The sequence below is a fragment of the Kluyvera ascorbata ATCC 33433 genome, assembly GCF_000735365.1.
Lineage (GTDB): Bacteria > Pseudomonadota > Gammaproteobacteria > Enterobacterales > Enterobacteriaceae > Kluyvera > Kluyvera ascorbata.
Window position 1 is genome coordinate 15,945 of sequence record NZ_JMPL01000016.1, and the last position, 20,327, is coordinate 36,271.

Annotated in this window: 18 protein-coding genes; 5 read left to right on the forward strand and 13 right to left on the reverse strand. The window is 55.6% G+C overall.

Annotation, left to right across the window (positions count from 1 at the left end; all coding sequences use genetic code 11):
- Position 1 precedes the first annotated feature (1 nt).
- From nrdD to treR, 4 genes are all read right to left on the reverse strand, one after another.
- The gene (nrdD, locus tag GKAS_RS06520) at positions 2-2,140 is read right to left on the reverse strand and encodes an anaerobic ribonucleoside-triphosphate reductase (RefSeq protein WP_035892768.1); all 2,139 of its coding nucleotides are present in this window, start codon (positions 2,138-2,140) and stop codon (positions 2-4) included.
- Between the two features lie 396 nt (positions 2,141-2,536).
- A complete protein-coding gene (gene treC, locus GKAS_RS06525; RefSeq protein ID WP_035892769.1) occupies positions 2,537-4,180 on the reverse strand; it encodes an alpha,alpha-phosphotrehalase in 1,644 nt (547 codons plus the stop codon).
- A gap of 56 nt (positions 4,181-4,236) precedes the next feature.
- Positions 4,237-5,658, reverse strand: a complete 1,422-nt coding sequence (treB, locus tag GKAS_RS06530) for a PTS trehalose transporter subunit IIBC (protein WP_035892770.1) — start codon at positions 5,656-5,658, stop codon at positions 4,237-4,239.
- 193 nt (positions 5,659-5,851) lie between these two features.
- A complete protein-coding gene (gene treR, locus GKAS_RS06535; protein ID WP_035892772.1) occupies positions 5,852-6,799 on the reverse strand; it encodes a trehalose operon repressor TreR in 948 nt (315 codons plus the stop codon).
- Positions 6,800-7,153: 354 nt separating this feature from the next.
- On the opposite strand from treR, the gene mgtA reads away from it, so the two are divergent.
- The gene (gene mgtA, locus GKAS_RS06540; protein ID WP_035892773.1) at positions 7,154-9,862 is read left to right on the forward strand and encodes a magnesium-translocating P-type ATPase; all 2,709 of its coding nucleotides are present in this window, start codon (positions 7,154-7,156) and stop codon (positions 9,860-9,862) included.
- A gap of 114 nt (positions 9,863-9,976) precedes the next feature.
- Here the strand turns inward: mgtA and ridA are convergent, their stop codons facing one another.
- From ridA to GKAS_RS23745, 4 genes are all read right to left on the reverse strand, one after another.
- A complete protein-coding gene (gene ridA, locus GKAS_RS06545) occupies positions 9,977-10,363 on the reverse strand; it encodes a 2-iminobutanoate/2-iminopropanoate deaminase (protein WP_035892774.1) in 387 nt (128 codons plus the stop codon).
- A 73-nt stretch (positions 10,364-10,436) separates the two neighbouring features.
- The gene (gene pyrI, locus GKAS_RS06550; RefSeq protein ID WP_035892775.1) at positions 10,437-10,898 is read right to left on the reverse strand and encodes an aspartate carbamoyltransferase regulatory subunit; all 462 of its coding nucleotides are present in this window, start codon (positions 10,896-10,898) and stop codon (positions 10,437-10,439) included.
- Positions 10,899-10,911: 13 nt separating this feature from the next.
- The gene (gene pyrB / locus GKAS_RS06555; protein WP_035892776.1) at positions 10,912-11,847 is read right to left on the reverse strand and encodes an aspartate carbamoyltransferase; all 936 of its coding nucleotides are present in this window, start codon (positions 11,845-11,847) and stop codon (positions 10,912-10,914) included.
- Between the two features lie 36 nt (positions 11,848-11,883).
- On the reverse strand, positions 11,884-11,988 hold the full coding sequence (locus GKAS_RS23745; RefSeq protein WP_072351778.1) for a pyrBI operon leader peptide: 105 nt from the start codon (positions 11,986-11,988) through the stop codon (positions 11,884-11,886).
- Between the two features lie 263 nt (positions 11,989-12,251).
- On the opposite strand from GKAS_RS23745, the gene GKAS_RS06560 reads away from it, so the two are divergent.
- Positions 12,252-12,704, forward strand: a complete 453-nt coding sequence (locus GKAS_RS06560; RefSeq protein ID WP_035892777.1) for a YhcH/YjgK/YiaL family protein — start codon at positions 12,252-12,254, stop codon at positions 12,702-12,704.
- Between the two features lie 118 nt (positions 12,705-12,822).
- On the opposite strand, the gene argF is transcribed toward GKAS_RS06560, so the two are convergent.
- Both argF and argL read right to left on the reverse strand, forming a co-directional pair.
- Positions 12,823-13,827 carry an ornithine carbamoyltransferase gene (gene argF, locus GKAS_RS06565; RefSeq protein ID WP_035892779.1) on the reverse strand — a complete coding sequence of 335 codons (1,005 nt, stop codon included), beginning with the start codon at positions 13,825-13,827 and terminating at the stop codon, positions 12,823-12,825.
- Positions 13,797-13,892: a putative translational regulatory protein ArgL gene (argL, locus tag GKAS_RS25525; RefSeq protein ID WP_373995169.1), complete on the reverse strand. Its 96-nt coding sequence runs from the start codon at positions 13,890-13,892 to the stop codon at positions 13,797-13,799. Before argL ends, argF begins: the two co-directional genes overlap by 31 nt.
- A gap of 95 nt (positions 13,893-13,987) precedes the next feature.
- Between argL and rraB the strand changes: the two genes are divergently transcribed.
- The 3 genes from rraB to GKAS_RS06580 all read left to right on the forward strand — a co-directional run bounded on the left by rraB (position 13,988) and on the right by GKAS_RS06580 (position 16,165).
- Positions 13,988-14,410: a ribonuclease E inhibitor RraB gene (rraB, locus tag GKAS_RS06570; RefSeq protein WP_035892780.1), complete on the forward strand. Its 423-nt coding sequence runs from the start codon at positions 13,988-13,990 to the stop codon at positions 14,408-14,410.
- A 52-nt stretch (positions 14,411-14,462) separates the two neighbouring features.
- Positions 14,463-15,221 (forward strand): tRNA isopentenyl-2-thiomethyl-A-37 hydroxylase MiaE, encoded by a 759-nt coding sequence (gene miaE, locus GKAS_RS06575; RefSeq protein WP_035892781.1) that lies wholly within the window; start codon positions 14,463-14,465, stop codon positions 15,219-15,221.
- Positions 15,222-15,334: 113 nt separating this feature from the next.
- Positions 15,335-16,165, forward strand: coding sequence for a hypothetical protein (locus GKAS_RS06580; RefSeq protein ID WP_035892783.1), 831 nt, complete (start codon positions 15,335-15,337; stop codon positions 16,163-16,165).
- Positions 16,166-16,188: 23 nt separating this feature from the next.
- Here the strand turns inward: GKAS_RS06580 and GKAS_RS06585 are convergent, their stop codons facing one another.
- The 3 genes from GKAS_RS06585 to holC form a co-directional block, all read right to left on the reverse strand.
- Positions 16,189-16,692: a GNAT family N-acetyltransferase gene (locus GKAS_RS06585; protein WP_035892784.1), complete on the reverse strand. Its 504-nt coding sequence runs from the start codon at positions 16,690-16,692 to the stop codon at positions 16,189-16,191.
- Between the two features lie 198 nt (positions 16,693-16,890).
- Positions 16,891-19,746 carry a valine--tRNA ligase gene (locus GKAS_RS06590; protein ID WP_035892785.1) on the reverse strand — a complete coding sequence of 952 codons (2,856 nt, stop codon included), beginning with the start codon at positions 19,744-19,746 and terminating at the stop codon, positions 16,891-16,893.
- Positions 19,746-20,189, reverse strand: a complete 444-nt coding sequence (gene holC / locus GKAS_RS06595; protein ID WP_035892786.1) for a DNA polymerase III subunit chi — start codon at positions 20,187-20,189, stop codon at positions 19,746-19,748. Before holC ends, GKAS_RS06590 begins: the two co-directional genes overlap by 1 nt.
- Positions 20,190-20,327 lie beyond the last annotated feature (138 nt).

Below are 20,327 nucleotides of genomic sequence, written 5' to 3' on the forward strand. Positions count from 1 at the left end.
CTTAACCGAGCTGCCCGTTACCCAGGTGCTTAACGCGGCGCTTCACTTCTTCCTGCTTACCGGCGTTGAACGGACGAGCATCCGGGCTGCCGAGGTAGCCGCAAACGCGGCGGGTGACGGAGACGCGCGCGGCGTCATGGTTACCACATTTCGGGCAGGTGAAACCTTTGCTGGTGCACTCGAACTCACCGGTAAAGCCGCACTCGTAGCATTCGTCGATTGGCGTGTTGGTACCGTAATACGGTACGTGCTGATAGCTGTAATCCCACACGTCTTCCAGTGCCTTCAGGTTATGCTGAATGTTTGGGTACTCGCCGTAGCAGATGAAGCCACCGTTGGCGATTGGTGGGTAGGCCGCTTCAAAATCAATCTTGTCGTATGGGTTCACCTTCTTCTCTACGTCGAGGTGGAAGCTGTTGGTGTAGTAACCTTTATCGGTCACGCCTTCAACGAGGCCAAATTCGGCGGTATCCAGACGGCAGAAGCGGTCGCACAGGTTTTCACTTGGCGTGCTGTACAGGCTGAAGCCGTAGCCGGTTTCGTCTTTCCACTGGTCAACGGCATCGCGCAGACGCTGAACAATTGCCACGCCTTTCTCACGCAGCATTTCGCTATCGTACATATGTTGATTGCCGAACAGCGCATTAATGGTCTCGTGGATACCGATATAGCCCAGAGAAATCGACGCACGACCATTTTTGAAGATCTCGGAAACGTCGTCGTCCGCTTTCAGACGCACACCGCAGGCCCCTTCCATATAGAGGATTGGCGCTACGCGGGCTTTCACCCCTTCCAGGCGGGCGATACGGGTCATCAGCGCTTTACGCGCCAGCACCAGACGTTCGTCCAGCAGTGACCAGAACGCCGCTTCGTCCCCCTTCGCTTCCAGCGCGATGCGCGGCAGGTTGAGGCTGATAACGCCGAGGTTGTTACGGCCATCGTGAACCTGCTCGCCGTCTTCGTTTTCCCACACGCCGAGGAAGCTGCGGCAGCCCATCGGGGTTTTAAACGAACCGGTGACTTTCACTACCTGATCGTAGTTGAGGATGTCCGGATACATGCGTTTGCTCGCGCATTCCAGCGCCAGCTGTTTGATGTCGTAGTTGGCATCGCCCGGCTTGTGGTTCAGACCATCGCGAATGGCGAAGACCAGTTTCGGGAACACCGCGGTTTTGCGGTTTTTGCCAAGGCCCGCGATACGATTGCGCAGAATGGACTGCTGAATCAGGCGGGATTCCCAACTGGTGCCGAGGCCGAAACCAAAGGTCACGAACGGGGTCTGGCCGTTGGCGGTATGCAGCGTGTTCACTTCATATTCCAGCGACTGGAACGCGTCGTAGCACTCTTTCTCGGTACGAGAGCGGGCATACTCTTCCGCATTCGGAATTTGCCACTCGTCGGCGGTCTGACGATGCTTGTTGAAGCTAGCCGCGACAAACGGAGCAAGCACTTCATCGATACGGTTGATGGTGGTGCCGCCGTAAATGTGGCTGGCAACCTGCGCGATAATCTGTGCGGTTACCGCAGTCGCGGTAGAGATGGATTTTGGCGGCTCGATTTCCGCGTTGCCCATCTTAAAGCCCTGAGTCAACATGCCTTTCAGGTCGATCAGCATACAGTTGAACATCGGGAAGAACGGTGAGTAGTCGAGGTCGTGGTAGTGGATAACACCGCGCTCGTGCGCCATCACCACGTCGTGCGGCAGCAGGTGCTGGCGAGCGTAGTGCTTAGCGACGATACCGGCCAGCAGGTCGCGCTGGGTCGGGATCACTTTACTGTCTTTGTTGGCGTTCTCGTTCAGCAGCGCCGAGTTGGTCTGCTCAACCAGGCCGCGAATTTCCTGGTTCAGGCGGCCGCGTTTTTCGCGCTGGCTGTCACGGTCGTGGCGATATTCGATATAGGCACGAGCGAGTTGCTTGTACGGCCCGGACATCAGCTGGTTCTCAACGGCGGTCTGAATTACGTTGATATCAACCTGCGCCTGACCCTGCATTTGTTGGCTAACGATTGCTGCGACGGTGGCGCAATAGTCTGCGTCATCGACTCCCGCTGCTTTAGCTGCACGTAGAATTGCTTCTTTGATGCGCTCTGACTTGAACGGCACTTTACAGCCATCTCGTTTCATCACATGCGGTGTCATGATCACTCCAATTTTTATCATTACGTTATAAGAACAGGTTATCCACAGAGGCGGGAAAACGACGATTGGCGTAATCACTCCATTAACCAATACTTTCCCTCATGTGTGGCCCAGGTTATCCACATATCGACTATCTTTTTCGTGATTATCATTGTTGCAATGATAGACGATAAATACCATATGTTGGGCCGGGACGCATTTTAAGTTCTATATGTAGTGATTTGCATCAAACATGTTTACGCTTTTATTGATTCAGAACAAAGTAAAAATGCAAGAGTACAGATGACAGGCGTTGAGGGTAATGTAAATTTTACTGCTTAATAAATGCCCAAAAAAGGACTGAAAAACAGCGTGATGCGAAGAAGCCCAGCAGCAGGGCGCTGCCGGGCCGGAGGGTTAGCGCTGAAGCCACCAGATGGCTTCAAACGGTCGTAGCGTCATGCCCGCAGGGGTGTCGTAGTTACTCATCAATACTTCGCCATCGGTGGAGCCTGACGGTGGCTCCCAGGCCTGCGGCTCATCGCTGAGGTTTGCGGCCACAAGCAGTGTCTGACCCTGCCACTGACGGCGGTAGCACCACAGCGACGGATGGTTGGGCAGCAGATCCTCATAATCGCCCCAGGTCAGCACCGGCTCGGATTTACGCAGCGCAATCAGCTGCTGGTAGGTGTAGAACACCGAATCAGGCTCTGCCAGCGCGCGTTCGACGTTAATCTCCGCATAGTTATTGCTGACGCCAATCCACGGCTTACCTGTGGTAAACCCGGCGTTAGGGCTGGCGTCCCACTGCATCGGCGTACGGCTGTTGTCGCGGGATTTACTGGCGAGAATCGCCAGCAGCTCGTCGGCATCACGCCCCTGCGCCAGCAGTTCGTTGTACATGTTGTGGCTCTCAACGTCGCGGTACTGCTCTATCGTGGAGAAGTGTGGGTTGGTCATGCCAATCTCTTCGCCCTGATAGATATACGGCGTGCCCTGCATTCCGTGCAGCACCATCGCCAGCATCTTCGCCGCCGTGACACGATGTTCACCTTCGTCGCCAAAGCGCGAGACGATGCGCGGCTGGTCGTGGTTACACCAGAACAGTGCGTTCCAGGCGCGGTTGTGCATGCCCTGCTGCCAATGGCTAAACAGTGATTTCAGCGCCACGAAATCCGGGCGCGCCAACGTCCACTTCTCGCCGCCGGGATAGTCCACCTTCAGGTGATGGAAGTTAAAAGTCATCGACAGCTCTTTGCCGTCGAGAGACGCATATTGCTGGCAGTTTTCGAGGGAGGTGGAAGACATCTCACCAACGGTCATCAGGTTGCGCGGCGTAAAGACATCGCGGCTGAACTCCTGCAAGAACTCGTGGGCGCGTGGGCCATCGGTATAGAAGCGGCGACCGTCACCCTGATGGTCGTCCGGGAAGTTCTGATCTTTGGAGATAAGGTTGATAACGTCGAGGCGCAGGCCGTCTACGCCGCGATCGGCCCAGAACTCGCAGACCTTTTTCAGCTCGGCGCGTACCGTCTCGTTTTCCCAGTTGAGATCCGCCTGCTCGGTGGCGAACAGGTGTAGATAGTACTGACCGCTGGCCGCGTCCCACTGCCAGGCGTTGCCACCAAACTTAGAGCGCCAGTTGTTCGGCGGCGCGTCCGGCGTACCGTCGCGCCAGATATAGAACTGGCGATATGGGCTCTCTTTCTTCAGCGACTCCTTAAACCACGCGTGGTGGGTGGAGGTGTGGTTGAGCACCATGTCCAGCACGATACGAATTCCGCGCTGATGCGCCTCGGCAACCAGCTTGTCGAAATCGTCGAGCGTGCCGTAAGAGGGGTCAATCTCGGTGTAGTTGGCAATGTCGTAGCCGTTATCGACCTGCGGCGAGACGTAGAATGGTGTTATCCAGATGGCATCAACGCCGAGCTTTTGCAGATAGTCGAGACGTGATGTCACCCCGCGCAGATCTCCCGTTCCGCTGCTGGTGGTGTCCTGGAAGCTTTTCGGGTAAATCTGGTAAATCACGCCGTTTTGCCACCAGTGAGGCAGTGTATTCATTGGGTTGTCCTCTAATAAGAATCAGGGGCGCAATTGCGCCCCGAAGAAGGTGTGCTTTACATGACGGGCAGCGTGCCCTGACTCTCTTTGCGCTTGTAGACCATCATGGTCAAAATAATCGGTACGACGACGGCGATAATCATTGCGATGCTGTAGACGCCCCAGAAAGTTGGTTTAATCGACAGAATGCCCGGCAGGCCGCCGACGCCGATACCGTTCGCCAGCACGCCGTACAGGCCGCACAGCAGGCCAGCGATACCGGAACCGATCATCGCGCAGAGCATTGGGAAGCGGTACTTCAGGTTGATCCCGTACATCGCCGGTTCGGTTACGCCGAGGTAGGCGGAGATAGCCGCGGGAACGGAGATTTCACGCTCGTTAGCTTTACGGCTGCAAATGATGATGCCGACGACGGCAGAGGCCTGCGCGATGTTCGACAGGGCAATCATTGGCCACACCGGGGTGCCGCCCATGCTTTGAATCATCTGCATATCGATAGCCAGCGTGGTCTGGTGCACACCGGTAATCACCAGCGGCGCATACAGGAAGCCGAACAATGCGGCGCCAATTGGCGCGAAGCTACCGGTCAACAGGTGACGCACGGCGAAAGCAACGCCGTCGCCAATCAAGCGACCGAATGGCCCAATAATCGCGTGAGCGAGGAAAACGGCGAGGATCAGCGAGCATACCGGTACGATAACCAGATACAGGTAATCCGGCACGATGCGCTTGAGGCGCGTCTCAATAAAGCCGAGCGTCAGACCCGCCAACAGCGCCGGGATAACCTGCGCCTGATAGCCGACTTTGGCGATGGTAAACAGGCCGAAGTTCCACACTTCCGGCACCTGCTGACCTAACAGATAGGCGTTCATCAGCTGTGGGGAAACCAGCGTTACGCCAAGCACGATGCCGAGAATCGGTGTGCCGCCCATTTTCTTCACCGCAGACCAGCAGATGCCCACCGGCAGGTAGAAGAAGATAGCCTCGCCAATCAACCACAGGAAGTCATAGATGGTTTGCAGCGACGGGTGCATCTGCGCCAACGTCTGGCCGTTGCTCATCGGCAAGTCGCCGATCACGTTGCGGAAGCCTAAGATCAAACCCCCGCTGATAAGCGCAGGCAGCAACGGGAAGAAGATCTCCGCAAAGTGGGAAATCATCTGCTCGTGCCACTTCATGTTCTGACGGGCCGCCAGTTTCGCCTGCTCTTTATCCGCACCGCTCTGTCCGGTGGTGGCGAGCAACGCCTGGTAGTAGTCGCCCACTTCCGTGCCGATAACTACCTGGAATTGACCGGCGTTGGTGAAGCAGCCTTTAACCATCGGCAGCTCTTCAATGGCTTTCGGGGAGGCCTTGGCCGGATCGTTAAGCACGAAGCGCAGGCGCGTGATGCAGTGGCTAACGGTGGCGATGTTTTCGCGCCCGCCAACCAGTTCGATAAGTTTATCGATGTTCTTTTGGTCTATTTTTTTGCTCATGATAGGGCCTTAAAACAGAGGTGAGATCTCCCCGATACCGCCACTTCAGACGCTCTTTTTAGCGAGCTATCTGACGGACACAGGATCGAACCGTTATTAATATGCTGAATATTAGCGTAACGGGTTTGCGGTTTCGGGAAAATGGGAACGTTCCCGAAACGCTGCGGCGATCACATTAAAGCTGATGTTAAGCTTAGGACAGAATGGCGGGGATCACGATCTGATGCGGTTCGCTTCGACCACTGATTTGGGCGATAAGCTGTTCTGCGGCGCGGCGTCCGGCCTCGGCATAGCCGGGATCGGCGGTGATAATTTCCGGATGCAGGAACTTGGTCAACGGTGTATTACCGACGCTTGCCAGCTGGACGTTATCAATACGCTGCTCCTGAAGGTACTTGCTCACGCCGAGGGCGAGGGTATCGGTAGCGCAGATAAGCGCGGTGGTATCCGGCGTGATAACCTGACTGGCGAAGTCGTAACCCTGCTTCATGGCCAGGCCCGGCAGCGCGGCGACCGGTGTGAGCTTGTGGCGCTTGCAGAACGCCTGGTAGGCATCGTGACGACGCTGCCCGGTGGTGACGTCGGCAGGAGGAACCCCGAGGAAGCTGATGTGGCGGTGGCCCAGTTCGAACAGGCGCTGCATCAGCTGCGTAATCGCGCCGGTATCGTCGTAGCAGACGGAGGCAAAGCCTTTGGCATCGCGAGCCATCAGCACCAGCGTCGAGTGCCAGTCGCCCAGAATAGCTTCGGTCACGCCGGTAAAGCCGAACAGGATCACGCCGTCGATATTGCGGCGTTTGAGCATTGCCAGATGCTCGACCACCTTCTCTGGCGAGAACTGACTTTCCATCATGATAGGGTCGTAGCCCTGCTCGTAGAAGGCGGGCAACATGGTTTGTACCGCTAGATTTTCCGACAGTGAGTCCAGGCGAGTGACGATAATCGCCACCACTTTATCGCTTTGCCCACGCATGGCGCGCGCGGAGCGAGAAGGGGAGAAGCCGTGCTGCGCCATCACTGCTTCGACGCGTTCGCGGGTGCGGTCGCTAACGCCGCTTTCATTATTCAGCACGCGGGAGACGGTTGATTTCCCGACACCGCTCAGGCGAGCGATATCTTTAATAGTCAGCCGATTTTCCATAATAGTTGCCCCGCGTGAATATTTTATGCCACCAACCTGATGGTTGATGTACCGTTGAATTGCCTGACGTTATTATATCGCTCTAATTGTCACAAACCTTATGAATTTCTGCGTATAATCCGCGGCGTTTTCTACTATCAATCTTACCGGAGGCTGTATGGATCCCGATCCCACCCGTCTCTCCAACTGGAGAGTAACTTTCCGGTAAGCCAGCTTTCGCTGCCTTGCCGATGATGTGAGGCAGTGACACGTCTTAATGTCCCTGCAATAAAAATGAAGTGCCTATACGGTACAGATTAACTGTGCCCGCAGGCCTGTCTGCGGTTGTCTCTGGCGACTGCGGAGGACTTTTGTATGCTGAAAAATTTCACCCGGCAGCTGTTCGCGCAGCTTGGCCGCCATCTGCCGCGCCGTCTGGTACAGCGCGATCCAATGCCTTCTCAGCAAAGCGTTGCTCACACGCCTATTCCGCCATCCCTCAGCGAACAGTGCCTGAAAATGGCGCATCTCAGCGAGCAGGAATTGTGGGAAACCTTTAACACCCATCCAGAAGGGTTGAACGCCGCGGAAGTTGAGCAGGCGCGCGCTACGCACGGCGAAAACAAACTGCCCGCGCAGCAGCCGCAGCCGTGGTGGGTGCATCTGTGGCTCTGTTACCGTAACCCGTTCAACATCCTGTTGACCGTGCTGGCAGCCGTCTCTTATGCCACTGAAGATCTGTTCGCGGCGGTCGTTATTGTGCTGATGGTGGGCATTTCCACACTGCTGAACTTTGTCCAGGAAGCCCGCTCGACCAAAGCGGCGGACACCCTGAAAGCGATGGTGAGCAACACCGCGACGGTGCTGCGCGTTATCAATGATAAGGGCGAGAGCAGCTGGGTGGAACTGCCTATCGACCAGCTGGTGCCGGGCGACATTATCAAACTGGCGGCGGGGGACATGATCCCGGCTGACCTGCGCGTGATTCAGGCGCGCGATCTGTTTGTGGCTCAGGCATCGCTGACCGGCGAATCCTTACCGGTTGAGAAAGTGGCGCAGACCCGCGAGCCGAGTCAAACCAATCCGCTCGAGTGCGACACCCTGTGCTTTATGGGCACCAACGTGGTGAGCGGCACCGCGCAGGCGATGGTCATTGCCACCGGTGCCAACACCTGGTTTGGGCAACTGGCCGGTCGCGTGAGCGAGCAGGAGAGCGAGCCGAACGCCTTCCAGAAAGGCATCAGCCGCGTCAGCATGCTGCTGATCCGCTTTATGCTGGTGATGGCGCCGATTGTATTGGTTATCAACGGTTATACCAAAGGCGACTGGTGGGAAGCGGCGCTGTTTGCCCTTTCCGTCGCCGTTGGCCTGACGCCGGAAATGCTGCCGATGATCGTCACCTCGACGCTGGCGCGTGGGGCGGTGAAGCTGTCAAAACAGAAGGTTATCGTTAAGCACCTCGACGCGATTCAGAACTTTGGCGCGATGGACATCCTCTGCACCGACAAAACCGGTACGCTGACCCAGGATAAAATCGTGCTGGAGAACCACACCGATATCTCCGGCAAGGTGAGCGAGCGCGTGCTGCAAACGGCGTGGCTCAACAGCCACTATCAGACCGGGCTGAAAAACCTGCTGGATACCGCGGTACTGGAAGGGGTTGATGAAGTGGCGGCCCGCGAGCTGTCTACTGCCTGGCAGAAAGTGGATGAGATCCCGTTTGATTTCGAACGCCGCCGTATGTCGGTGGTGGTGAGTGAAAAGCCGGACGTACATAAGCTGATTTGCAAAGGGGCGCTGCAGGAAATCCTGAACGTCTGTACTCAGGTCTACCACAACGGCGAGATTGTGCCGCTCGACGAGAGTATGCTGCGCCGCATCAAACGCGTGACCGATACCCTGAACCGTCAGGGGCTGCGCGTGGTCGCGGTGGCAAGCAAATTCCTGCCAGCGCGGGAAGGGGACTATCAGCGTATCGATGAGTCTGACCTGATCCTCGAAGGCTACATCGCCTTCCTCGATCCGCCGAAAGAGACCACGGCGCCTGCGCTTAAAGCGCTCAAGGCGAGCGGCATCACCGTGAAAATTCTCACCGGCGACAGCGAACTGGTGGCGGCGAAAGTGTGCCACGAAGTGGGACTGGATGCGGGTGACGTGATTGTCGGCAGCGAAATTGAACATCTGAGCGATGACGAACTCGCGAAGCTTGCCCAACGCACTACGCTGTTTGCACGCCTGACGCCGATGCATAAAGAGCGCATCGTAACCCTGCTGAAACGCGAAGGGCACGTGGTGGGCTTTATGGGCGATGGCATCAACGATGCGCCAGCGCTACGCGCGGCGGATATTGGTATTTCCGTGGACGGCGCGGTGGACATCGCCCGTGAAGCGGCCGATATCATCCTGCTGGAAAAGAGCCTGATGGTGCTGGAAGAGGGCGTGATCGAAGGTCGTCGTACCTTCTCGAATATGCTCAAGTACATCAAGATGACCGCTAGTTCTAACTTCGGTAACGTCTTCAGCGTGCTGGTGGCCAGCGCCTTCCTGCCGTTCCTGCCGATGCTGCCGTTACACTTACTGATTCAGAACCTGCTGTACGATGTATCCCAGGTGGCGCTGCCGTTCGATAACGTGGATGACGAACAGATTCGTAAACCGCAGCGCTGGAATCCGGCCGATCTGGGCCGTTTTATGGTGTTCTTCGGGCCAATTAGCTCCATCTTTGACATTCTGACCTTCTGCCTGATGTGGTGGGTATTTAAGGCCAACACGCCAGAAATGCAGACGCTGTTCCAGTCCGGCTGGTTTATTGAAGGGCTGCTGTCGCAGACGCTGATTGTGCATATGATTCGTACCCGCCGCATCCCGTTCGTGCAGAGCCGCGCCGCATGGCCACTGTTCGCTATGACGCTGCTGGTGATGGCAATTGGTATTGCGCTGCCGTTCTCACCGCTGGCAAGCTATCTGCAATTAGAAGCGCTGCCGCTGAGCTACTTCCCGTGGCTGGTGGCGATTCTGGTGGGTTACATGACCTTCACGCAGATGGTGAAAGGGTTCTTCACCCGCCGTTACGGTTGGCAGTAAGCGATGAGGTGCTCTGTCTAGCGTAGCCCGGCCAAGCGAAGCGCCGCCGGGAAACCCACGACACTAAAACAAAAAAGGCAGCCATCGGCTGCCTTTTCTTCATACTGCGTGCAATCAGCGACGTACGGCAATCGCTTCGATTTCAATCTTCACGTCTTTCGGCAGGCGTGCCACTTCAACGCAAGAACGCGCTGGGAAGGTGGCATTGTGCTCGTTAAAGAACGCTTCGTAAGTGGCGTTAACGGTCGCGAAATCGTTGAGATCTTTTACGAATACGGTGGTTTTCACGATATCGCCAACTTTCAGGCCAGCGGCCTCAACGATAGCTTTCACGTTTTCCAGCGACTGACGCGCCTGAGCAGATACGTCTTCCGGCACGCTGCCGGTTTTCGGGTCTACCGGGATCTGACCGGAAGTGATTACCATGCTGCCCAGGTCAACGCCCTGAACATATGGACCGATAGCTGCTGGTGCATTTTCCGTCGCAATAGTTTTGCTCATGATATCTCCAGATGAACTGCAGTATTAAGGTGTTAGCCATTATAGAGAGGCAACATTTCAATACCAACCGCAATTAGTTGGCCAGCACCACATAATGAGAAAACTCTTTTTCGCAGTATTTGCATTTGAGTGCAACGTCATCAGCGCGTTTTTTCACTGCGAAGCTAGAGGAAACGGGTTCCGCATGGCTGATACAGTTGCTGTTCGGGCATACCAGCACGCTCTCAATGCGCTCCGGCAGGCTCGGGCGAGATTTGCCCACCACTTCATAGTTATCGATGCGGTTAACGGTCGCCTCTGGCGCGTATAGCGACAGCTGGTTGACCTGCTCGTCGGTCAGGAAGGTATTTTCGATTTTGATCAGGTCTTTACGACCCATTTCACCGGACGGTAGGTTCAGGCCAATGGTGATGCGCTGGTCGGTTTCGGTCAGCTTAAACAGGGTCAGCAGCTTAATGCCCACCTGCGCCGGGATATGGTCGATTACGGTGCCGCGTTTGATGGCTTCTACTTGTAATTTGTTACCGTGTGTCATCGTCATTTCCCCCTTACAGAGCCAGTTCGCTATTCAGTACCAGTGCCAGTAACGCCTGGCGGGCGAAGATGCCGTTACCGGCCTGCTGGAAGTACCAGGCATGCGGCGTTTTATCGACATCGGTGGTGATCTCATCAATGCGTGGCAGCGGGTGCAGCACTTTCATATTGTCGCGTGCGCCGACCAGATCCGCCGCGCGCAGGACAAACTGCGCTTTGACGTTGGCGTATTCGGACGGGTCGAGGCGCTCTTTCTGTACGCGAGTCATGTAGAGAATGTCGACTTCTGCCATCACTTCGTCGATGGCGCTATGCAGGCTCCAGACGATGCCTTTTTCATCGAGCATATCGAGGATGTACTGTGGCATCGCCAGCGCGTCCGGAGCGATAAAGTAGAAACGGTTGCCATTAAACTTCGCCAGTGCTTGGGTCAGCGAGTGGACGGTGCGGCCATATTTCAGGTCGCCAACCATGGCGATGTTCAGGTTCTCCAGGCGGCCCTGAGTTTCCTGAATGGTGAACAGATCCAGCAGCGTCTGGGTAGGGTGCTGGTTCGCGCCGTCACCGGCGTTCAGCACCGGAATATTGCCGGAGAACTCGGTCGCCAGACGCGCTGCGCCTTCCTGCGGGTGGCGCATTACGATGGCATCAACGTAGGTGCTGATAACCGAGATGGTGTCGGCGAGGGTTTCACCTTTCTTACCGAGTGAGGTGTTGGCGCTGTCGGAGAAGCCAACCACGCTGGCCCCCAGGCGGTGCATCGAGGTTTCAAAAGAGAGACGGGTGCGCGTCGAGGCCTCGAAGAAACAGCTGGCGATAACTTTGTGCTTAAGCAGCTCCGGCTGTGGGTTCGCTTTCAGGCTGGCGGCGGTCGCCAAAACCAGTTCAAGGTCTTCGCGGCTGAGATCGTTTATGGAAATGATGTGTTTTTGATACAGCGGATTAGCCATGTTTATCTCCTGACGACGGCGCAAAAAAAAAGCCCCTTAAATAAGGGGCTTTACGAATACGGATGCTACGGAAAGGAAAAACGGCAGGCCAGCGTCTGTTTTCAGACGCGGTAAGACGCGATGTCGTACACACTGAACCATAATTCCTCCCGGCAAAACGGGTGGCATTATACGCAGCTTTATCCGGCAATCAAGCGCCTGATTCACATTTTAATCAACGAAAACGATTCTCATAGAATGAGTATTCGCTTTTTATGAATTTAAATTCGTCTTTTACACGTGCTATGCAAAGTGTGCGCTAAACCGGCAAGGCGGGAGAGTCATGATAAAAAGTACTGGTATGGTAACGCGAATTTACGTATAACAACTGAAAATTGAAACATTGTTTTATTCGTGGAGTCATCATGATTATTGGCAACATCCATCACCTTCAGTCCTGGCTGCCGGAAGAGCTGCGTCAGGCCATCATCCATCTTATGGCGAACGTTACCGATGCTACCCCGGAAGGGAAATATGACATCGACGGCAACCGCCTGTTTTATATGATCTCTGAAAACATGACCGAGCCGTTTGCCGACCGTCGTGCGGAGTATCATGCGCGTTATCTGGATATCCAGGTGGTGTTGAAAGGTCAGGAAGGGATGGCGTTCAGCACCCAGCCTGCGGGCGCGCCGGACACCGACTGGCTGGCGGATAAAGACATCGCGTTCTTGCCGGAAGGCGTACAGGAAAAGATGGTGGTGATGAGCGAAGGTGACTTCGTGGTGTTCTACCCGGGTGAAGTCCACAAGCCGCTGTGCGCTGTGGGACAGCCTGCGAAAGTGCGTAAAGCGGTTGTTAAGCTGCTGGTTGAGTAACGAACGGATTGGCGGATAGTATTCGGCCTACACCAATCGGTAGCCCGGACGAGGAGCGATAGCTCCGACTCCGGGGTTTTCCCGGCGTCGCTGCGCTCGGCCGGGCTACGTGTTGAATTTACTTGCTCAGCGTTGCGACCATTACCGCTTTGATGGTGTGCATCCGGTTTTCTGCCTGATCGAACACGATGCTGGCTGGAGATTCAAACACCTCATCGGTCACTTCCATCCCGCCGTGCATGCCGTATTCAGCGGCCATTTTCTTGCCCAGCGTGGTCTGGTCATCATGGAACGCAGGCAGACAGTGCAGGAATTTCACCTGCGGATTGCCGGTCAGCTTCATCATCGCGCTATTCACCTGATAGCCACGCAGCAGCGCAATACGCTCTGCCCACTTCTCTTTGGCTTCGCCCATCGATACCCACACGTCGGTGTAGATAAAGTCTGCGCCTTTGACGCCAGCGGCGATATCTTCCGTCAGGGTAACGTTACCGCCGTTTTTCTGCGCCAGCGCTTTGCATTCCGCCACCAGGCTTGCTTCTGGCCAGCACTCCTGTGGTGCCACCAGACGCAGATCGAGACCGGTTAGCGCCGCGGCTTCCAGCATCGAGTTGCCCATGTTGTTACGCGCATCGCCTGCATAAACCAGCGTCATTTCGTTGAACGCTTTGCCCGGCAGGTGTTCCTGCATGGTCAGCAGATCCGCCAGCAGCTGGGTTGGGTGGAATTCATCAGTCAGGCCGTTCCACACCGGCACGCCGGAATACTCTGCTAACGTTTCTACCACTTCCTGGCCGTAGCCACGGTACTGGATGCCGTCGTACATGCGGCCCAGTACGCGAGCGGTGTCTTTAATGGATTCTTTGTGGCCAATCTGGCTGCCGCTGGAACCAAGATAAGTGACGCGAGCGCCCTGATCGTATGCGGCAACTTCGAAAGAGCATCGTGTACGGGTTGAGTCTTTTTCGAAGATGAGCGCGATGTTTTTACCGGTCAGGTTCGGCGACTCCGTGCCGCTTTTTTTATCCGCTTTTAGTTTTGCCGCGAGCTGCAGCATGGTGGTGATTTCTGCTGGGGTAAAATCGAGTAATTTTAAGAAGTTCTTTTTATACAGAGTAGACATAATTCCCTCACCTGGCTTAAGCCACTTATTGAATTAAAATTCACTTTATATGTATGAATATTCATTTGCAACCCCAATAACAAATCTTTATCGGAAAGGTGGAGGCAATGGCAACGGTATGTGACAATAAGAGTATCAGCCACATTATGAGGAACGAGCCATGGCAAACCCTGAACATCTGGAAGAACAGCGCGAAGAGACCCGCCTGATCATTGAAGAGCTGCTGGAAGACGGCAGCGATCCTGACGCGCTGTACACCATCGAACATCACCTCTCCGCAGATGATTTCGAAAGTCTGGAGAAAGCGGCGGTAGAAGCGTTCAAGCTGGGCTACGAAGTAACGGAACCGGAAGAGCTGGAAGTGGAAGAAGGCGACACCGTGATCTGCTGCGATATTCTGAGCGAAAGCGCGCTGAATGCGGAGCTGATTGACGCGCAGGTTGAGCAGTTGATGAACCTGGCTGAGAAGTTCGAAGTGGAATACGACGGTTGGGGAACCTACTACGAAGACCCGAACGGCGAAGAAGGCGATGACGACGACGAAGATTTTGTCGACGAAGAAGACGACGGCGTTCGCCACTAAGTCATCTCATACCCGACGGCAGCGCCCGCTGCCGTCGGGCAAGGATTTTGGTATGGATTACCCGCAAATACTCTCTCCGGTTCTCAACTTCCTGCACTGCAAAACGCCCCAGACGTGGCTCGATAAAGCCCGCGATCCGACCAATCTTCCTCTGCTGCTGACCGACCATCTAGTCTGTGAGCTAAAAGCAGCGCAAACCGCGATGCTGCTGGTGCGTAAATATGTGGCGGATAAAGACGGCGCGCAGGCGCTGCTCGACTGGCTGAAACCGTATGAGGCCTTTACCTTTCGCGAGGGCGAGGAGCCTGATTTCGCCGCGCTGAATAAGCAGATTAACAAAAGCGTGATGCCGCAGACCGACGACCCGTGGGGACGGCAGCTTATCGACAGCATGGTGTTGCTGATTAAAGAGGAGCTGCACCACTTCTCGCAGGTACGTGAGGCGATGTTAAAGCGCAATATTCCGTACGTGAAAATCACCGCCAGTCGCTACGCCAAAGGGATGCTCAAAGAGGTGCGCACGCACGAGCCGCTGACCCTGATTGATAAGCTGATTTGCGGCGCGTACATCGAAGCCCGCTCCTGCGAACGCTTTGCCGCGCTGGCACCGTATCTGGATGACGATCTGCAGACATTTTACCTGTCGCTGCTGCGTTCTGAAGCCCGGCACTATCAGGACTATCTGACGCTAGCGCAGCAAATCGCTGACGGCGATATCAGCGAGCGGGTGCGTTTCTTTGGTGAAGTGGAAGCGTCGCTTATCACTTCACCGGACGACGAGTTCCGCTTCCACAGCGGCGTGCCCGCATAGTTCGGCAGAAAAATCTGGTGGCTGGAAATACCTCACCTTTGCCGCAATAATCGACATACAGTACGGGAAAGAATAATTCCCGACATATTTATCGATTTGGCTAAGGATAATCAATGAACTGGGCACACGTATTACTGGCAGGGTATATCGGGGTCGTTATCGCCATTATTGTTGGCGTTTTTCGTAAAAAAGGCTGGATTGGTAAGGTCGCGGGCGGGGTGATTTTTGTCGTTGCCATCGTGGGCTGGAACCTGTTTGATGTGCACTACCTTATTCCGCGTGAGAGCCCGGAATACGGCATGACCGAATCGCAGAAGTTTGAAAACGCGATGCTGAAAATGCCAACCTTCCAGGTTATCAAAGAACAAGATCCTGCATTCTGGGAGCGTATTCGTGGCCAGGCCGTACAGATGAAAGAATCAGGCAGCAGCGAACAACAGGTGATCGATGCCATCCAGCCGCAGGTGCTACAACTGCAGATGGCGAGACTACAGCAGGCACCAGATGCCAACGTGGTGGAGTATATGAAGATCAACCTGGAGCAGATGGCCGCGGTGGAAAAGGCCGGTGCTGACGAGTGCTTCCGCTTTCTCTTCCCGGCGGTTAAAGGGGGAATTAACCCCGTACACCTGATATCACGGGATATCCTCGAACGCCGGATGGAGAGTGACGCCCGCATGATGCGTGCAGCCTATGGCCCTGACAAGCACACCGTCACCGCGCAGGAAAAGCACCAGGCGCTGCTCGATATGCAAAAACTGGGGCCGACGCTGATGCAGAACTTCGGCCAGGATGTTGAGATTATGTCTGACCCGAGTAAAGGGGTGGGAAAAGAGAAGATCGCCTGCGACCTGGTACAGAGTTTCTGGAATCAGGTTGTGGCATTGCCGCCAGCCAACGCGGCTGGCGTGATTCGTCTTGCCGTCTCACCCGAGATGCAGTAAATCAAATGCCCCTTTGAGTGCGCTTAAAGGGGTTTTAACATCCGCACTTCACAGTCGACATGCCCGGTGCAGCCCAGCGGTTCGGCGATATGTTCGAATCCCAGATGTTCATAGAGGCGAATGGCTTCGGTCAGAAACGCCGTCGTTTCAAGATAACACTGCTTAAACCCCTGCTCACGGGCGTACTCAAGCGCCATCAGTGCCAGCTTTTTCGCCAGCCCCTGACCGCGTACGCTCGGCAGGAAGTACATCTTTTGCAGCTCGCAGATATCCGGTTCGCTACAGCCCAATGGCGCAACGCCGCCGCCACCTACCACCTGACCATTCTGCTCAACCACCCAGTAGGCCGCGCCCGGCTGGCTGTAAACCTGGAACAGCTCATCCAGATTGGGGTCGGCCACCGTGTAGCCTTTATCGGCGGTCAGGCCGTGCTCGGCGGAGACCTGGCGGATAACGTTGGCAATCGCGGCGTTATCGTCGGCCGTAAGGCGACGCAGCGTCGCAGAGACAGGGGTAATGACACTCATAGCGAACTCATGACATAAACGTGGAACATATGCAGTTAATAACACTGCGGGGAGGGGGAGTGCAAGCGAGGATAATTCAGGAGGTTGGAACCGTACCGTGGATAACCCGGAGTCGGCGCTAACGCGCCTCGTCCGGGCTACTCGAAACCGTAGGCCGGATAAGCGTAGCGCCATCCGGCAAACGTACGGGTACGATTTTTACAGCGCGGCGATGACCGCCTGCTGCTCAATCAGCTTCGCTTTGGCTTCCGCGTAACCGTCCAGCTTCTCACGCTCTTTGGCTATTACCGCTTCCGGTGCGCGAGCAACGAAACCTTCGTTGGAGAGCTTGCCTTCGATACGGGCAATCTCACCTTCGATTTTCGCGACTTCTTTTGCCAGACGCGCCAGCTCATCTTCTTTGTTGATGAGGCCAGCCATCGGGATCAGCAGCTCGGCGCCGTCGATGATTTTGGTCACGGAAACCGGACCTTTGTCATCGGCTGGCAGCACGGTGATGCTTTCAAGACGGGCCAGGTTCAGCAGGAAGCTCTTGTTGTCGTTCACGCGACGCATTGCGTCAGCGCTGCAACCACGCAGCAGCAGCTCCAGCGGTTTGCCCGGGGCGATGTTCATTTCCGCGCGGATGTTACGTACGGCAACAATCGCCTGCTTCAGCCATTCGGTATCGGCCAGCGCCGCTTCGTCTACCTGAGCCGCGTTATATTCCGGGAACGGCTGCAGCATGATGGTATCTGCGGTGTTGCCACAAATCACTTTCACGCGCTGCCAGATGGTTTCGGTAATGAATGGAATGATCGGATGCGCCAGGCGCAGCAGACCTTCCAGCACGGTCACCAGCGTATTACGGGTGCCGCGCAGTTCAGACTCGGAACCACCGGTCATAACAGGCTTGGTCAGCTCCAGATACCAGTCGCAGAACTGGTTCCAGGTGAACTCGTACAGGATGCCCGCAGCAATATCGAAGCGGAAGTTATCCAGCGCTTCGCGGTACGCTTTAACGGTCTGGTTGAATTCAGCCAGGATCCAGCGGTCCGCCAGAGACAGGGTCATTTCGCCGCCATTGAAGCCGCAATCCTGATCTTCGGTGTTCATCAGCACGAAGCGGCTGGCGTTCCACAGCTTGTTACAGAAGTTACGGTAACCTTCCAGACGCTTCATATCCCAGTTGATGTCGCGGCCGGTAGAGGCCAGCGCCGCCAGGGTGAAACGCAGGGCGTCGGTACCGTGTGGCTCGATGCCGTCCGGGAACTGTTTCTCGGTACGTTTGGCAATTTTCTCAGCTAACTGTGGCTGCATCATGTTGCCGGTACGTTTCTCCAGCAGGTCTGCCAGGGAGATACCGTCGACCATATCCAGTGGGTCGATAACGTTACCTTTGGACTTGGACATCTTCTGGCCTTCGTCGTCACGGATCAGACCGGTCATGTAGACGGTCTTGAACGGAACCTGCGGCTTGCCGTTTTCATCTTTGATGAAGTGCATGGTCATCATGATCATGCGGGCAATCCAGAAGAAGATGATGTCGAAGCCGGAAACCATCACGCTGGTTGGGTGGAACTGACGCAGCGCGTCGGTGTTTTCCGGCCAGCCGAGGGTAGAGAAGGTCCACAGCGCGGAGGAGAACCAGGTATCCAGAACGTCTTCGTCCTGACGAAGCGCAACATCGGCGCCGAGGTTGTTTTCCTGACGCACTTCGTCTTCGGTGCGGCCAACGTAGACGTTACCTGCTTCGTCGTACCATGCTGGGATACGGTGACCCCACCACAGCTGACGGGAGATACACCAGTCCTGAATATCGCGCATCCAGGAGAAGTACATGTTTTCGTACTGCTTCGGTACGAACTGAATGTCGCCGTTCTCAACTGCTTCTACCGCCGGTTTCGCCAGTACGTCAGCACGGACGTACCACTGGTCGGTCAGCATTGGCTCAATAACCACGCCGCCACGGTCGCCGTAAGGAACGGTCAGATCGTGAGGTTTGATCTCTTCCAGCAGGCCCATAGCATCGATGGCAGCGACGATCGCTTTACGCGCGGCAAAGCGTTCCAGCTTCTGGAATTCAGCCGGGATAGCGTTGGAGTAAACGTCAGACTCTTCGCCTTTGGTGTCATACACTTCTGCGGTTTCGCGGATGTCGCCATCAAAGGTCAGAATGTTAATCATTGGCAGGGCGTGACGACGACCGACTTCATAGTCGTTAAAGTCGTGCGCAGGGGTGATCTTCACGCAGCCGGTGCCTTTTTCCATATCGGCGTGTTCGTCGCCGACAATAGGAATACGGCGGTCAACCAGCGGCAGCATGACGAATTTGCCGATCAGATCTTTATAACGCGGATCTTCCGGGTTCACGGCTACGCCGGTATCGCCCAGAATGGTTTCCGGACGGGTGGTCGCCACGACCAGGTAATCTTTACCGTCTGCGGTTTTCGCGCCGTCGGCCAGCGGATAACGGATGTGCCACATCGAGCCTTTAGACTCGCGGTTTTCCACTTCCAGGTCAGAGATGGCGGTGCGCAGTTTCGGATCCCAGTTTACCAGGCGCTTGCCACGGTAAATCAGGTCTTCTTTGTACAGGCGAACAAAGACTTCTTTCACGGCATTGGAAAGGCCTTCGTCCATGGTGAAGCGCTCGCGCTCCCAGTCAACAGAGTTGCCGAGACGGCGCATCTGACGGGTAATGGTGCCGCCGGATTCCGCTTTCCACTGCCAGATTTTGTCGATGAAGGCATCGCGACCGTAGTCGTGACGGGTTTTACCTTCTTCAGCGGCAATCTTACGCTCAACCACCATCTGGGTTGCGATACCCGCGTGGTCGGTACCGGCCTGCCACAGGGTATTTTTACCCTGCATGCGCTGGTAGCGAATCATGGTGTCCATGATGGTTTGCTGGAAAGCATGACCCATATGCAAACTGCCGGTGACGTTCGGCGGCGGGATCATGATGCAGAAGGACTCTTTGCTTTCGTCGCCGTTAGGCTTGAAATAGCCCTGCTGTTCCCAGTGCTCGTAAAGCGGCTGTTCGATATCTTGCGGGTTATATGTCTTTTCCATTATTTCCAGGTTGCCGTATTCAGGTTAAAACCAGCCACGCGGTAGGCTTTGTAGCGGTCGCGGGCAAGTTGTTTCAAAGTTTCTTCGTAAGGGACGAAGTCTACCACTTCTGTGAAAGCGGTGGCAAAATCTGCAAAGTTTACCCGCAGACTTATCAGTATATCCCGTGGGCTGCTGTTGCGCTTGGCAGGCCAGGCTATCTCCACCGGCGCACCGCCTCTTGGGCCTTCGCCCGCCAGATTATGCGGCACAAAACTGTCCGGAGGACGGCTCCACAGGGCTTCATCCAGGCGAATGGCCTGCTGCTCGTCTTCGCAGGCGATCAGCACGCGCTTGCCCGCGCGCCAACGTTCTGCGGCAATTTCACACACCAGTTGCTCGACGGCGCTGAGGTCGTCGACGGTGGTGTCATTGTCCAGAAGATAGAACGTCGCATTCTTCATATATGGGGCTTCTTGTGATGGATTTAAATGCAGAGCCCGGCGTGCCGGGCCTGCGATTTATTGCCGTATGTAGGCCGGATAAAGCGTTTACGCCACCATCCGGCGATTGTGCGTCAACGCCTGATGGCGCTGCGCTTA

What these genes read in the sequence shown, in the direction of transcription:
- GKAS_RS06585 (WP_035892784.1), bottom strand. Translation starts at nt 16,692, where the DNA reads ATGAGTGTCATTACCCCTGTCTCTGCGACGCTGCGTCGCCTTACGGCC.
- treB (WP_035892770.1), bottom strand. Translation starts at nt 5,658, where the DNA reads ATGAGCAAAAAAATAGACCAAAAGAACATCGATAAACTTATCGAACTG.
- rraB (WP_035892780.1), top strand. Translation starts at nt 13,988, where the DNA reads ATGGCAAACCCTGAACATCTGGAAGAACAGCGCGAAGAGACCCGCCTG.
- GKAS_RS06590 (WP_035892785.1), bottom strand. Translation starts at nt 19,746, where the DNA reads ATGGAAAAGACATATAACCCGCAAGATATCGAACAGCCGCTTTACGAG.
- ridA (WP_035892774.1), bottom strand. Translation starts at nt 10,363, where the DNA reads ATGAGCAAAACTATTGCGACGGAAAATGCACCAGCAGCTATCGGTCCA.
- mgtA (WP_035892773.1), top strand. Translation starts at nt 7,154, where the DNA reads ATGCTGAAAAATTTCACCCGGCAGCTGTTCGCGCAGCTTGGCCGCCAT.
- argF (WP_035892779.1), bottom strand. Translation starts at nt 13,827, where the DNA reads ATGTCTACTCTGTATAAAAAGAACTTCTTAAAATTACTCGATTTTACC.
- GKAS_RS06560 (WP_035892777.1), top strand. Translation starts at nt 12,252, where the DNA reads ATGATTATTGGCAACATCCATCACCTTCAGTCCTGGCTGCCGGAAGAG.
- treC (WP_035892769.1), bottom strand. Translation starts at nt 4,180, where the DNA reads ATGAATACACTGCCTCACTGGTGGCAAAACGGCGTGATTTACCAGATT.
- GKAS_RS23745 (WP_072351778.1), bottom strand. Translation starts at nt 11,988, where the DNA reads ATGGTTCAGTGTGTACGACATCGCGTCTTACCGCGTCTGAAAACAGAC.
- GKAS_RS06580 (WP_035892783.1), top strand. Translation starts at nt 15,335, where the DNA reads ATGAACTGGGCACACGTATTACTGGCAGGGTATATCGGGGTCGTTATC.
- pyrB (WP_035892776.1), bottom strand. Translation starts at nt 11,847, where the DNA reads ATGGCTAATCCGCTGTATCAAAAACACATCATTTCCATAAACGATCTC.
- treR (WP_035892772.1), bottom strand. Translation starts at nt 6,799, where the DNA reads ATGGAAAATCGGCTGACTATTAAAGATATCGCTCGCCTGAGCGGTGTC.
- argL (WP_373995169.1), bottom strand. Translation starts at nt 13,892, where the DNA reads ATGAATATTCATACATATAAAGTGAATTTTAATTCAATAAGTGGCTTA.
- pyrI (WP_035892775.1), bottom strand. Translation starts at nt 10,898, where the DNA reads ATGACACACGGTAACAAATTACAAGTAGAAGCCATCAAACGCGGCACC.
- miaE (WP_035892781.1), top strand. Translation starts at nt 14,463, where the DNA reads ATGGATTACCCGCAAATACTCTCTCCGGTTCTCAACTTCCTGCACTGC.
- holC (WP_035892786.1), bottom strand. Translation starts at nt 20,189, where the DNA reads ATGAAGAATGCGACGTTCTATCTTCTGGACAATGACACCACCGTCGAC.
- nrdD (WP_035892768.1), bottom strand. Translation starts at nt 2,140, where the DNA reads ATGACACCGCATGTGATGAAACGAGATGGCTGTAAAGTGCCGTTCAAG.